General features: G+C 73.7%; 12 protein-coding genes and 1 riboswitch. Of the genes, 9 read left to right on the top strand and 3 right to left on the bottom strand.

Features of this window, described 5'->3' with window-relative positions:
• Positions 1-29 precede the first annotated feature (29 nt).
• From MT994_RS15880 to MT994_RS15855, 6 genes are all read left to right on the top strand, one after another.
• Positions 30-1544, top strand: coding sequence for a sugar transferase (locus MT994_RS15880; RefSeq protein WP_354807033.1), 1515 nt, complete (start codon positions 30-32; stop codon positions 1542-1544).
• A gap of 40 nt (positions 1545-1584) precedes the next feature.
• Positions 1585-2313 (top strand): hypothetical protein, encoded by a 729-nt coding sequence (locus MT994_RS15875; protein WP_354807031.1) that lies wholly within the window; start codon positions 1585-1587, stop codon positions 2311-2313.
• 85 nt (positions 2314-2398) lie between these two features.
• A complete protein-coding gene (locus tag MT994_RS15870) occupies positions 2399-3874 on the top strand; it encodes an NCS2 family permease (protein ID WP_034651820.1) in 1476 nt (491 codons plus the stop codon).
• A 9-nt stretch (positions 3875-3883) separates the two neighbouring features.
• Positions 3884-5239 carry a mannose-6-phosphate isomerase, class I gene (manA, locus tag MT994_RS15865; protein ID WP_354807029.1) on the top strand — a complete coding sequence of 452 codons (1356 nt, stop codon included), beginning with the start codon at positions 3884-3886 and terminating at the stop codon, positions 5237-5239.
• 158 nt (positions 5240-5397) lie between these two features.
• Positions 5398-5856, top strand: coding sequence for a MarR family transcriptional regulator (locus MT994_RS15860; RefSeq protein WP_021483075.1), 459 nt, complete (start codon positions 5398-5400; stop codon positions 5854-5856).
• Positions 5853-7199, top strand: a complete 1347-nt coding sequence (locus tag MT994_RS15855) for an MFS transporter (protein ID WP_061268052.1) — start codon at positions 5853-5855, stop codon at positions 7197-7199. The genes MT994_RS15860 and MT994_RS15855 overlap by 4 nt, the downstream gene beginning before the upstream one ends.
• Before the next feature lie 94 nt (positions 7200-7293).
• Here the strand turns inward: MT994_RS15855 and serC are convergent, their stop codons facing one another.
• On the bottom strand, positions 7294-8436 hold the full coding sequence (gene serC / locus MT994_RS15850) for a phosphoserine transaminase (protein WP_228485068.1): 1143 nt from the start codon (positions 8434-8436) through the stop codon (positions 7294-7296).
• Between the two features lie 246 nt (positions 8437-8682).
• On the opposite strand from serC, the gene MT994_RS15845 reads away from it, so the two are divergent.
• The 3 genes from MT994_RS15845 (at position 8683) to MT994_RS15835 (ending at position 11669) form a co-directional block, all read left to right on the top strand.
• Positions 8683-9393: a metal-dependent transcriptional regulator gene (locus MT994_RS15845; RefSeq protein WP_021482469.1), complete on the top strand. Its 711-nt coding sequence runs from the start codon at positions 8683-8685 to the stop codon at positions 9391-9393.
• Between the two features lie 137 nt (positions 9394-9530).
• A riboswitch (cyclic di-AMP (ydaO/yuaA leader) is annotated at positions 9531-9720 on the top strand.
• Between the two features lies 1 nt (position 9721).
• Positions 9722-10537, top strand: a complete 816-nt coding sequence (locus MT994_RS15840; RefSeq protein ID WP_228485067.1) for a C40 family peptidase — start codon at positions 9722-9724, stop codon at positions 10535-10537.
• A gap of 184 nt (positions 10538-10721) precedes the next feature.
• Positions 10722-11669 (top strand): universal stress protein, encoded by a 948-nt coding sequence (locus tag MT994_RS15835; protein ID WP_076406209.1) that lies wholly within the window; start codon positions 10722-10724, stop codon positions 11667-11669.
• Between the two features lie 48 nt (positions 11670-11717).
• Here the strand turns inward: MT994_RS15835 and MT994_RS15830 are convergent, their stop codons facing one another.
• Together MT994_RS15830 and MT994_RS15825 are read right to left on the bottom strand one after the other, a co-directional pair.
• Complete coding sequence (locus MT994_RS15830; protein WP_051028222.1) at positions 11718-12569, bottom strand: ABC transporter permease; 852 nt, start codon at positions 12567-12569, stop codon at positions 11718-11720.
• The gene (locus MT994_RS15825) at positions 12569-13570 is read right to left on the bottom strand and encodes a daunorubicin resistance protein DrrA family ABC transporter ATP-binding protein (protein ID WP_034651234.1); all 1002 of its coding nucleotides are present in this window, start codon (positions 13568-13570) and stop codon (positions 12569-12571) included. The genes MT994_RS15830 and MT994_RS15825 overlap by 1 nt, the downstream gene beginning before the upstream one ends.
• Positions 13571-13650 lie beyond the last annotated feature (80 nt).

The raw sequence follows: 13650 nt of genomic DNA, 5'->3' as shown, positions 1-13650 counted from the left end.
AGGGTGTGGAGCCGACCGGAGGTGGACGCATGTCCCACAGCGTCACCGACGACACGAGACGAGGTCTGCGCACCCTTCTCACCGCGTCGCCCGCGGCGCGCATCCGCGCCGCGCGGGCCGCGTTCGCCGCGCAGGGCTGGGAGGTCGCCTACCGCCGCCGGCTGCTCGTCACCGACACGGTGGTGATCGTCGTGGCCGTGCTGGTCGCCTACTTCCTGCGCTGGGACGCCGTGATCGACGAGCCCGTGAGCCGGGCCCGCGTCCCCTACGTGGTCCTGTCCGTGCTCGTGGGCGTCGCCTGGTCCGTGTCCCTCGTGGCCAGCCGGACGCGCGACCCCCGCGTCATGGGCAGCGGGCCCACCGAGTACCACCGCGTGTTCGACGCGTCGTGGCGCCTCTTCGCGGTGCTCGCCGTCCTCGCCTTCCTGCTCCGCTTCCCGGAGACCCGGGGCTACCTCGCGTTCGCGTTCCCCCTCGGCCTCGGTGGGCTGCTCGCGGGCCGGTACGCGTGGCGCCAGTGGCTCCACCGCCAGCGCGCCCACGGCGGCATGCGGTCCGCGGTGCTCGCGATCGGGCACCGCGACCAGGCCGAGCGGCTCATCCGCGACCTCAACTCCCGCGACGAGTCGGGCTACCGCGTCGTCGGCGTGTGCGTCCCGTCGGGCGGGTTCGGGGCGGGCGAGGAGATCCACGGCGTCCCGGTGCTCGGCGAGCTCCGGCACGCGGGCGAGGTCGCGACCCGGGTGGGCGCGGACGTCGTCGCGGTCTCCGGCTCGGACGCCATCACGGCCGAGGTCGTGCGCCGCCTGGGCTGGGAGCTCGAGCCGTTCGGCGTCGACCTCATGCTCACGGCGGAGCTCGCGGACGTCGCCGGCCCCCGCATCACCATCACGCCTGCCGAGAGCGTCGCGCTCCTGCACGTGGACGCGCCCCGCTTCACGGGGCCCAAGTTCGCCGTGAAGTCGGTCGTGGACTGGACGGGCGCGGCCCTCATCACGCTCGTCGCGCTGCCCGTGCTCGTCGCGGTCGCGCTCGCGGTCCGGCTCACGAGCCGCGGTCCCGTCCTCTATCGCCAGGAGCGCGTCGGGCGCAACGGCCGCACGTTCTCGATGTACAAGTTCCGCTCGATGCGCGTGGGCGCCGACCGCGAGGTCGAGCAGCTCGAGGAGCAGAACGACGGCTCCGGCCTCCTGTTCAAGATGCGCGACGACCCGCGCGTGACGCCCGTCGGCCGGGTGCTGCGCCGCTACTCGCTCGACGAGCTGCCGCAGCTCCTCAACGTCCTGCGCGGCGACATGAGCCTCGTCGGCCCGCGGCCCCCGCTGCCGCGCGAGGTCCAGAAGTACGAGAAGAAGGTCCGCCGTCGGCTCCTGGTCAAGCCGGGTCTCACGGGCCTGTGGCAGGTCGGCGGCCGGTCGGACCTGTCGTGGGAGGAGAGCGTCCGTCTCGACGTGTACTACGTGGAGAACTGGACGATGTTCGGCGACTTCCTCATCCTCGCGCGCACGGCGCGCGCGGTGTTCTCCGGCTCCGGGGCCTACTGAGGCCCGCCGGGGTGTCGGGGCGGGCAGGAGGAGGTGCGTCGTGCGGGTCTCGGTCTCGGGAGGCGGTCGCCGCGGCGTCCTGCACGCGGCCTGCCTCGCCGCCGCCGGGCACGAGGTCGTGCTCCTCGACCCGGACCCGCGCGCGCTCGCCGCGCTCCGCTCCGCGCCGAGGACCGCTGAGCCGCGGCTGCCCCGGCTCCTCGCGCTCGGCCTCGTGAGCGGGCGCCTGCGCCCGACGACCGACCGCACGGCCGTCGCCGGTGCGCGCGTGCACCTGCTCTGCGTCGGCGCCGGGGCCACGCCCGACGCCGGCGGTGCGGCGCGCGTCGCGACGCTGCGGGACGCGCTCGACGGCCTCGCCCCGCACCTCGGCCCCGGCGACCTCGTCGTCGGGCGCGCCCGCGTCCCCGCGGGCACCGCCGCGCTGCTCGCCGCGTGCCTCGCCGCGGACGGCGTCCCGGCCACGGTCGCCTGGGTGCCCGACGAGCACCGGCCGGGCCACGCCGTCGTCGACCTCCTGCACCCCGCCCGGGTCGTGCACGGCGTCCCCGCGGGCCCCGCCGGGGAGCGGGCGAACGCGATCCTCGACGTGCTCCACGCGGTCCAGCTCGCCTCGGGCGCGCCGCGCAGCGTCACCGACCTCGCGACGGCCGAGTCCCTCGGGCACGGTCACGGCGTGCCCCGCGCGCACGACGGGACGGCGCCTGGGCCGGCGGACGTGGCGTCGAGCACACCCCGGACGGCGCTCGACGCCGTCGGCGCGGCCTGACGTGCACGGACGACCCCGGCGGGCGATGCCCGACCGTGTCCGGCGCGTTACCGCGCGGTCACACGGTTCTGGCAGCATTCTCCCCATGTCCACCCCCACCTCCGTCCGTGAGGACGAGCACGCCCCCGTGCCTGCGCGCGGCGCGATCGACCGCTTCTTCAAGATCACCGAGCGCGGCTCGACGATCGGCACCGAGATCCGCGGCGGTCTCGTGACGTTCTTCGCGATGGCCTACATCATCGTGCTGAACCCGCTGATCATCGGGACCGTCCAGGACGGCACGGGCCAGTTCCTCGGCGGGGGCGCCGAGCCGGACTTCGGCAAGATCGCCGCGGCTACCGCCCTCGTCGCGGGCGTCATGACGCTCGCCATGGGCGTCTTCGCGAACTTCCCGCTCGGTCTCGCGGCCGGGCTCGGCCTCAACGCCGTCGTCGCGTACTCGATCGCGTCGCTGCCCGGGGTCACGTGGGCTGACGCGATGGGCCTCGTCGTCATCGAGGGCCTCATCATCCTCGTGCTCGTGCTCACCGGGTTCCGCGAGGCCGTCTTCCGGGCCGTGCCGCTCGAGCTGAAGACCGCCATCAGCGTCGGCATCGGCCTGTTCATCGCGCTGATCGGCCTCGTCAACGCGGGCTTCGTCACCGCGGGCAGCGGCACGCTCCTCGCGCTCGGGAACCTCGGCACGTGGCCGATCCTCGTGTTCGTCGTGGGCCTCGTGCTGACGATCGTGCTGTGGGTGCGCAAGGTCAAGGGCGCGCTGCTCGTCGCGATCCTCACGGCGACCGTGCTCGCCGTCGTGCTGGAGAACACGCTCCACATCGGCGCGAAGGCCCCCGACGGCTCGAACCCGGACGGCTTCAACCTCAACGCGCCCACGTTCGACGGCGTCGTGCAGGTCCCGGACTTCGGCCTCCTCGGCCAGTTCTCGCTCCTGGGCTCGTTCCAGAACATCGCGACCGTCACCGTGATCCTGCTGGTGTTCTCGCTCCTGCTCGCCGACTTCTTCGACTCGATGGGCACGATGGTCGCCGTCGGCGCCGAGGCGCGCCTCAACGACGCCGAGGGCGTCCCGCCGCGCTCGCGCGCGATCCTCGTCGTCGACTCGATCGCCGCGGCGGCCGGTGGTGCCGGGTCCGTGTCGTCGAACACGAGCTTCGTCGAGTCGACGACGGGCGCCGGCGAGGGCGCCCGCACGGGCCTCGCGTCGGTCGTCACGGGTGTCGCGTTCCTGCTCGCGACGTTCCTGTCGCCGCTCGTCGCCCTCGTCCCCTACGAGGCCGCGGCGCCCGCGCTCGTCTTCGTCGGGTTCCTCATGATGACGCAGATCGCGGGCATCTCCTGGAAGAACGTCGAGATCGGCATCCCCGCCTTCCTCACGATCATCGTCATGCCGTTCACCTACTCGATCGCGGACGGCATCGGGGCGGGCTTCCTCGCCTTCGTGCTCATCAAGCTCGCGCTCGGCAAGGTCCGGGCGATCCACCCGCTGATGTGGGTCGCGGCGGCGATGTTCGTCGTCTACTTCCTCCTCGGCCCCATCCGGGACGCCCTGGGCCTCTAGGCTCGGCCCATGACGAGCGCGGCGGACGAGCGGTCGGGGGAGGTGTCGGTGGACGACGCCCTCCCCGGCGCTCGTCCGTCGGCGTTCTACCGGCTGGAGAACACCGTCCAGCGGTACGACTGGGGCTCGACGTCGGCGATCCAGGACCTCCTGGGGGTGGTACCGGACGGTCGTCCGGCGGCCGAGCTGTGGATGGGGGCGCACCCGCTCGCGCCGTCGCGCGTCGTGCCCGACGGCGGCGCTCGCCCGGCCGGGACGTCGCACCCGGGCGCGGAGACGACGTCGGGCACGACGCTCGCGGACCTGGTGCGCGCGGACCCGGTGGGGGTGCTGGGCCAGCGCGTCCTCGACCAGTACGGGCCCCGGCTGCCGTACCTCCTCAAGGTGCTCGCCGCCGACCGTGCGCTCTCGCTGCAGGTCCACCCGCGCCCGCACCTCGCGCGCGCCGGGTTCAACCGCGAGAACCGGGAGGGCGTCGCGCGCGACTCGCCGCTGCGCAGCTTCCACGACGACCAGCACAAGCCCGAGATGGTCGTGGCGGTCTCCCGCTTCGAGGGCCTCTCCGGGTTCCGCCGACCCGCGCGCATCCTCGAGCTGCTCGACGGGCTCGACGGCGCGCTCGCCGGACGGATGCGCGACACCCTGCGCGCCCGCCCCACCGAGGCGGGCGTCCGGGAGGCGTTCACCCTCGCGCTCCACGCCCGCGCGGAGCCCGACGTCGCGGCCGACCTCGCGCTGACCGTCGCGTCCGTCCGCGCCCGGGCCGAGCGCGAGCCGGCGGTGCCCGCGCCGGGGGGCCGGCGCACGTCGCGCCGCGCCGACGCGACCGTCCTCGCGCTCGCGGAGCAGCACCCGGGCGACCCGGGCGCCGTCGTGTCCCTCATGCTCAACCGCGTCACCCTGGAGCCCGGGGAGTCGATGTTCGTCCCGTCGGGGCACGTGCACGCGTACCTGTCCGGGTGCGCCGTCGAGATCATGGCGAGCTCCGACAACGTGCTGCGGGCCGGGCTGACGAGCAAGCTCGTCGACGTCGACGCCCTGCTCGAGTGCGCCACGTGCACGCCCGGTCCGGCCGCGCGACCGCGGCTGGTCGACGACGGCACCGGCCTCGTCGCCTACCGCCCGCCCGTCGCGGAGTTCGCCCTCCGGGCCGGCCGGGTCGCGGGCGCGGTGCCGCTGCCCGCCGCCGGTCCGCGCGTCGTGCTGTGCCTGGACGGTGCGGTGACGCTCGCGGCCGCCCGCGCGGGCGCCGGGGCCGAGCCCGGGACGCGGCTCGTCCGCGGGCAGTCCGTGTTCGTCCCGCACGGCACGGGGGCCGTCGTCGTGGACGGCGAGGGTGACGTCGTCGTCGCCTACGTGCCCTGACCCGACCGCCGGGCAGACCGCCCTCGCGTCCTCGCCGCAGGGGCGACAGGCACCTGCCGAGGCGCTGCCCGCGCCCAGGCGTGGTGCCTCTCCGGCGCGCCCCTGGACGTGACCTGCACCTCTTTCCTTACCTAGGGTAATGAGTTAGGGTAACTATCATGCCTGCTGCGGACCTCACTGCTCCTACCCGGAACCAGTACCGGCCCGCGACGCTCGGCGGCGACCTGCGGGTCGCGCTCACCCGGATCTCCCGGCGGCTGCGTGCCCAGCGCGGCGAGGCGGACCTCCCCGAGGGGCGGTTCGGCGTCCTCACCGTCCTGCACAAGCACGGCGCCATGTCGCCCAGCGAGCTCGCGGAGCACGAGCGCGTCCGGCCGCCGTCGATGACCCGCGCCGTCAACGCTCTCGTCGAGATGGGTCTCGTCGAGAAGGGGGAGCACGCGAGCGACCGCCGTCAGGTCGTCGTGCGCCTCACGGACGCCGGCGTGCGCGAGGTCAAGGAGACGCGGCGCCGCCGGGACGCGTGGCTCACGCAGCAGCTGTCCTCCCTCACCCCTGACGAAAGAGAGACCTTGGCCCGCGCCAGTGAGCTGTTGACCCGGATCGCCGCCCGATGAGCACCACGTTCTCCTCCCTCCAGTACTACAACTACCGCGTCTGGTTCGGCGCCGCGCTCGTCGCGAACGTCGGCACCTGGATGCAGCGCGTCGCGCAGGACTGGCTCGTCCTCAGCGACCTCACCGACAACTCCGGCGTCGCCGTCGGCGTCGTCACCGCGCTGCAGTTCGCGCCCGTGCTCGCCCTGTCCGCGTGGGCGGGCCTGCTCGCCGACCGGCTGCCACGCCGTCGGCTCCTCATGGCCACCCAGGGCGCGATGGGACTGCTCGCGCTCGGTCTCGGCGCGCTCGTGCTGTCCGGGAACGTCGAGCTGTGGCACGTCTACGTGTTCGCCGGCCTGCTCGGCGTCGTCTCGGCGTTCGACAACCCCGTGCGCCAGACGTTCGTCGCCGAGATGGTGCCCGCCGACAAGCTCTCCAACGCCGTCGGGCTCAACAGCGCGTCGTTCAACGCGGCGCGCCTCGTGGGCCCGGGCGTCGCCGGGCTGCTCATCGCCGCCGTCGGTTCCGGCTGGCTGTTCATCATCAACGGCGTGACCTTCGGGGCGACCATCCTCGCGCTGCTGTACATGCGCACGCGCGAGCTCCACGTGCTGCCCAGCGCGCCGCGCGAGAAGGGTCAGATCCGCGAGGGCATCCGGTACGTGCGCGGACGGACGGACATCATCGTCATCATGGTGGTCGTCGGCGTCGTGTCGACGTTCGGGCTCAACTTCCAGCTCACGTCCGCGATGATGGCGAAGGTCGAGTTCGGCATGGGGCCGGGGGAGTACGGGATCCTCGGGTCCATCCTCGCGATCGGGTCGCTCACCGGGGCCCTGCTCGCCGCGCGCCGGGAGCGCCCGCGCGTCCGGCTCGTCATCGGGTCCGCGTTCGGGTTCGCCGTCGCCACGGGGGTCATGGCGCTCATGCCCACGTACGCGAGCTTCGCCGTCGCGTGCATCCCCGTGGGGCTCGCGTCGCTCACCATGATGACCGCAGCCAACTCGACCATCCAGATGTCCGTGGACCCCGTCATGCGCGGGCGCGTCATGTCGCTCTACATGATCGTGTTCCTCGGTGCGACGCCCGTCGGCTCCCCGCTCGTCGGCTGGATCGCCGAGGCGTGGGGCCCGCGCTGGGCGATCGGCGTCGGGTCGATCACCGCCGCGCTCGTCGCGGTGGGCGCCGCCGTCTGGGCCGTGCGCAACTGGCACCTCGAGGTCCGGTACCGCGTCCTGCAGCGCCCGCACCTCGTGGTGCGCTACCTCGACGCCGGGACCCCGACCGACCGCTCCGCACGCGCCGAGGCGCGGCGGCGGATCGAGGCCGAGGACGCGCAGGAGGCCGCCCGGGCGGCCTGACGCCGCCACTCCCGCCCGAGCCACGAGGCCGGTGCCGCCCCGGTCTCCCGGGCGGCACCGGCCTCGTGCTGGGCGCGGACCTCGGGCGCGCTCGTCAGCCGAGGTGGTCGACGACGTGGTCCACGCACGCGGTGAGGGCGCGGACGTCGTCGGGCTCGATCGCCGGGAACATGGCGACGCGCAGCTGGTTGCGGCCGAGCTTGCGGTACGGGAAGACGTCGAGCACGCCGTTCTCGCGCAGCGCGGCGACGACGGTCGTCGCGTCGATCGCGTCGTCCAGGTCGATCGTGCCGACGACCGTCGACCGCTCCGCCGGGTTCGCGACGAAGGGCGTCGCCCACTCGCGCGAGTCCGCCCACCCGTAGAGGTGCGCGGCCGACTCGGCGGACCGGGCGGCGGCCCACTCCAGGCCCCCGTTGCCCAGGAGCCACTCCACCTGCTCCGCGAGCATGACGAGCGTCGCGATCGCGGGCGTGTTGAGCGTCTGGTCCTGGCGCGAGTTCGCCGCGGCCGTGCGCAGCGACAGCGACTCCGGGAGCCAGCGGGTGCCGCTGCTCTCGACCTCGTCCGCGCGCGCGAGCGCGTCGGGCGAGCACAGCGCGAGCCACAGGCCGCCGTCCGACCCGAAGACCTTCTGCGGCGCGAAGTAGTAGACGTCGGTCTCCGCGACGTCCACGGGGATCGCGCCCGCGCCGGACGTGGCGTCCACGAGCGTGAGCGCGCCGCGCTCGCGCGAGCCGGGGACGCGGCGCACGGGCGCCATCGCGCCGGTCGAGGTCTCGTTGTGCGGCCACGCGTGCACGTCGACGTCGTCGGCGGGCTCCGGGAGCGCGACGGTCCCCGCAGGGGCCGAGATCACCTGGGACGGCTCCAGGAAGGGTGCGGCGGTCGTCGCGGCGGCGAACTTCGCGCCGAACTCGCCGAACGCTGCGTGCTGCGCCTTCGAGCGGACGAGGCACGCCGTCGCGACGTCCCAGAACGTCGTGGAGCCGCCGTTGCCGAGCACGACCTCGTAGCCGTCGGGCAGCGCGAACAGCGTGGCGAGGCCCTCGCGCGTGCGGCGCACGAGCGACCGGACGGGCGCCTGCCGGTGGGACGTCCCCAGCAGGGAGGTGCCGGCGTCGGACAGCGCCCGGACCTGCGCGGCGCGGACCTTGGAGGGCCCGGACCCGAAGCGGCCGTCGGCCGGCAGGAGGTCCGAGGGGATCGTGATCGAGGTGTTCGCGAGATCGGGCACGGCGTCACCCTACGCGCGCGCGGCGCACCCCGGGAGCCTCGTCCACAGGCCGTGCGTCACCGCAGGGTCCGCGCCGGGGCCCGCGGGGAGGCGCGGGCCACCAGGCACCACGGGTGCCTCTGGACGACACCGCGGTCGGGTCACGGGCTCGCCATAGACTGACCCCCAGCGGCCCGCCGGTGCGGGCAGGCGCCCCGTGGAGCGACGACCGGGCGCCCCGAGCCGACGAGCGACTGGGAGCGTGACGTGACCGATCTGATCGATACCACCGAGATGTATCTGAAGACGATCTACGAGCTCGTGGAGGAGGGCATCGTCCCGCTGCGCGCGCGCATCGCGGAGCGCCTCGGCCACTCGGGGCCCACGGTGTCGCAGACGGTCGCGCGCATGGAGCGCGACGGGCTCGTCGTCGTCACGGGGGACCGCCACCTCGAGCTCACGCCCGCGGGCCACGAGAAGGCGACGCGCGTCATGCGCAAGCACCGGCTCGCCGAGCGGCTCCTCACGGACGTCATCAAGCTCGACTGGGAGTACGTGCACACCGAGGCGTGCCGCTGGGAGCACGTGATGAGCGAGCTCGTCGAGGAGCGGCTCCTCGGGCTGCTCGACCACCCGCACTTCGACCCGTACGGCAACCCCATCCCGGGCCTGCCGGAGCTCGGGGAGCAGCTCGAGGAGGTCGACTTCCTCGACGGCGTCGTGTCGCTCCCCGTCCACCTCGCCCAGCACGGTCTCGGCGGCGGCGAGGTGCGCGTCGTGCTCCAGCGGATCGCCGAGCCGGTCCAGGTCGACGTCGAGCTCCTCGCGCGGTTCGCCCAGGCCGGGGTGCTGCCGCGCCGCACGCTCGTGGTGCGCCCGGCGCCGGCCGGCGGGGTCACCGTGCAGGGAGAGGGTGCGCCGGTCGTCCTCGACCTGCCCGACGACGTCGCGCGCCACCTCTTCGTCGCCCGCGGATAGCCGCCCGTTCACCGGGGGAAACGCCGTGACCTGCGGCGATGCGAGGGGCCGTGTTCCGTCGTAATGGGAACGTGACTTTTGCCGAGGGGTCCTGTACGGTCGTCCTGCTCCGTCGGGATACCCATCTGGCGGAGACCTCGCGCGGAACGCCTAACCCTGTCACCGCGAGAGGCCCACGACGACCCGATGACAGGGACGGGGGACCCACTTCCGGGTGCTGGAGACAGCGCCCTTGGGGTGAAGCCCGACGGACTCCGGTCCGCCAGGCCGGGTGACTCTTCCACCCGAACCCGACAGCTGACCTCGCAGGCGTCCAGGAGAGGCAACAGTGACCGTGAGCACGACTCGCGCCCGCCACCGCGCGGCGCGGCGTCCCGTGACGCCACTCAGCACCATCGCCCAGGCCGCATCGGACCAGATGTCGAGCGTCGGTCGTCGTACCGCCGTCGTCGCCGCGTCCTCCGGCCTCATCGTCTCGATGATCGGCGCCGCCGCCCCCGCGACGGCCGCCCCGGTCGACAACGAGTCCGGCAAGCTCAACGCCGTCGACCTCAGCGCCCTCACCGCGCAGGCCCGCCAGGCCCTCGAGGCCGCCCCAGCCGTGACCGTCGCGGCCGACGCGGCGTTCACCATCGAGGAGGCCCCGGTCACCGTGACCCCGGCCCCTGAGCCGGAGCCGGAGCCCGAGCCCGAGCCCGTCCGCACCACGCAGACGAGCCGCACGCAGGAGCGCCAGTCCACGCAGTCGTCGTCCGACGAGTCGCAGGCCTCGGCCCAGCAGGAGGCCTCCGTCGGCGCCCCGGCGTCGGCCTACGGCTCGTCGATCGTCTCGATCGCGGCCCGCTACGTGGGCGTCCCGTACGTCTACGGCGGCACCACCCCCGACGGCTTCGACTGCTCGGGCTTCACCAGCTACGTCTACGCGCAGGTCGGCATCAACCTGCCGCGCACGTCGGGCGCCCAGGGTTCGGTCGGCACCAAGGTGTCGCGCGACCAGGCGCAGCCGGGTGACCTCATCTGGACGCCGGGCCACATCGCCATCTACGCGGGCGACAACATGATGATCGACGCCCCGCGTCCCGGGAAGTCGGTCCAGTTCCGCCAGATCTGGCAGTCGAACCCCACCTTCATCCGCGTGGCCTGATCGCTCACCCGATCAGGACCCCCGCGGTCAATGCCACGAACCCCGTCCGCTCGCACTCAGCGCGAGCGGGCGGGGTTCGTGGCATTCTTGACGTGTTCGTGACTCGTGGCAGACGGACGGCCGGGCCTGGTCTCGGCTAGGTTGGTCGTCCGATGGCACCGGGCCGTCGAGAGGAGAGTCGCTCATGACCCGCACGGAATCCGTCCTCGTCGGTGTCGACGGCTCGGCGCCGAGCCTCCACGCCCTGGACTGGGCGGCGGCGTACGCGCTGCGCGTGGGGTGGCCCCTCCACATCGTGTGCACCTACTCGCTGCCGTCGTTCACGGCGGCGTCGCTCGACGGCGGCTACGCGGCCCTCGACGACTCGGCCATCCAGGAGGGCGCGCGCGCCGTCCTGGAAGAGGCTCGCGCCCGCGCCGAGGGCGCCGGGGTCCGCACGACGGCGACCGTCACGACCGGCGACGCCGCGGGGGTCCTCGTCGAGATGTCGCGCGAGCACGCGCTCGTCGTCGTCGGCACGCGGGGGCGCGGCGGCTTCACCGAGCGGCTGCTCGGCACCGTCTCCTCCGCGCTGCCCGCGCACGCGCACTGCCCGACGGTCGTCGTGCCGTACCGCGCGGGCGGGAAGGACGACGAGGGCGGCGCGCAGGAGCTGCCGCCGGTGCGGGACCTGCGCCGGATCGTCGTCGGGGTGGACGGGTCGCCGTCCGCGGAGATCGCGCTGCGGCACGCGATCCGTCAGGCCCGCGCCTGGGACGCCGAGCTCGTCGCGGTCGCCGGCGTCCCCGTCGGTGCCGGTGCGGGCCTCCTCGCGTGGCTGCCGGCGTCGATCGACCACGAGCAGGTCCTGGCCGACGTCACCGAGGGGCTGAACGTCATCATCGACCGCCACGAGGCGGAGCACCCCGGGCTGACGATCAAGCGCATCGTGCTCGACGGCACGGGTGCGGAGCTCCTCACGGAGTTCTCCACGGCGTCCGATCTCATCGTCGTGGGCTCGCGCGGGCGGGGCGGGTTCCGCGGCCTGCTGCTGGGCTCCACGAGCCAGGCCGTGCTGCACCACTCCGCGTGCCCCGTCATGGTCGTGACCAAGAAGTGCGAGGACGACGAACCGGCGGCCCAGGAGGGCTGAGCCCCCGGCACGCCGAGGCACCACGGCCCGTGGTGCCCCGGCGCGCGGTCAGCTCCGGTTGCGGTACAGCCGCATGGTGATCGGGGCGAGGATCGCGGTGAGGACGACGGACGCCACGAGGACCCACACGATCCCCTCCGTCGCAGGCTCGCCCGCCATGAGCCCGCGCACCGCGGTGACGAGGTGCGTGACCGGGTTGACGTCGACGAAGCGCTGCAGCACGACGGGCATCGTCGACGGGTCGACGAAGATGTTCGACGCGAACGTGAGCGGCATGAGCACGAGCATCGACGTGCCCATGACGGCGTTGGGGGAACGCAGCACGAGCCCGAGCGCCGTGAACACCCAGCTGAGCGCGAACGCGAACACCAGCAGCAGCACGATCCCCAGGACCACGCCGACGACGCCGCCCGGCGGGCGGAAGCCCAGCACGAGGCCGAGCGCGAGGGTCACGACCGAGGCGATCGTGTAGCGCACGGTGTCGCCGAGCAGCGCGCCGACGATCGGCGCGGGCCGCCACACGGGCAGCGACCGGAACCGGTCGAACACGCCCTTGCTGATGTCCGTGTTCATCGTGTAGCCCGTGTAGATCGTCGTGAAGAGCACCGCCTGCACGAGGATGCCGGGCAGCAGGAACTGCAGGTAGCTCTGCACGTCGCCGGCGAGCGCGCCGCCGAACAGGTACGTGAACATCAGCGTGAAGATGATCGGCGAGACCGTGACGTCGAACAGCTGCTCGGGCACGTGCTTGATCTTCAGCAGCGCGCGCCAGGTGTACGTCAGGGTCGCCGAGACGGGTGACGGCCGGTCCGGCCGCCGGTCGAGCGCGACCGCCGCGCGCAGCGCGTTCGCCTCCGGGGCGCGCAGCTCCGCGGCGGTGGTCGTGGGGTCCGCGGCCATCAGGCCACCTCCTCGATCGTCTCGTCGTCGTCCATGGGCTGGCCGGTGAGCGCGAGGAAGACCTCGTCGAGGCTCGGCTGCCCCAGCGTGAACTCGGGCACCACGATCCCCTCGTCGCCGAGGGCGGGCAGGATCCGCGCGACGTCCGCCGCGCCGTCGTCGGGCACGCGCGCGGTGAACGCGTACGGGTCGTTCGCGAGCGTGATGTCCGTGCCGAGCAGCGCACCCACGACCTCCGCGGCCCGGCCCCGCTGCGTCGCGTCGGCGAGGCGCAGGTGGACCGCGCCCTCGCCCACCGACCGCTTGAGCTCGGTGGCGGTGCCCTCCGCGATGACCTTGCCGTGGTCGATCACGGCGATGCGGTCGGCGAGCTGGTCCGCCTCCTCGAGGTACTGGGTCGTGAGCAGCACGGTCGCGCCGTCGGCGACGAGCACGCGCACGATGTCCCACACCTGGTTGCGGCTGCGCGGGTCGAGCCCGGTGGTCGGCTCGTCGAGGAAGATGACGCGCGGGCTCATGACGAGGCTCGCCGCGAGGTCGATGCGCCGCCGCATACCGCCGGAGTACGTCTTCACCTGGCGGTCGCCGGCGTCCCCGAGCCCGAACGCGTCGAGCAGCTCGGCCGAGCGACCGCGTGCCGTGCCGCCGAGGAAGCCGTACAGCCGCGCGAGCATGACGAGGTTCTCCGTGCCCGTGAGGTCCTCGTCCACCGACGCGTACTGCCCGGTGAGCCCGACGACGGACCGCACCTTGTCGGCGTCGTGCACGACGTCGTGGCCGAGGACCCGCGCCGTGCCCGCGTCGGGGCGCAGGAGCGTCGCGAGCATACGGACGGCGGTCGTCTTCCCCGCGCCGTTCGGCCCGAGGACGCCGAACACGGTGCCCTCGGGGATGAGGAGGTCGATGCCGTCGACCGCCTTGGTCACCGACTTCCCGGTCGTGAAGTGCTTGACGAGGCCGCGCGCCTCGACGGCGAGGTCGCCGCGTGCAGGTTCGGTCATGTCCCCTCCTGGCCGTTGCCGACGGGCCGCCCGGAGCGTCCGGGCCACCCACGCACCCACCGACCGCCCGGGCCGGCAGA

Source organism: Cellulosimicrobium sp. MI9406 (assembly GCF_040595865.1).
Classification (GTDB): domain Bacteria; phylum Actinomycetota; class Actinomycetes; order Actinomycetales; family Cellulomonadaceae; genus Cellulosimicrobium; species Cellulosimicrobium funkei.
This window is presented reverse-complemented; position numbering and strand designations above follow the sequence as displayed.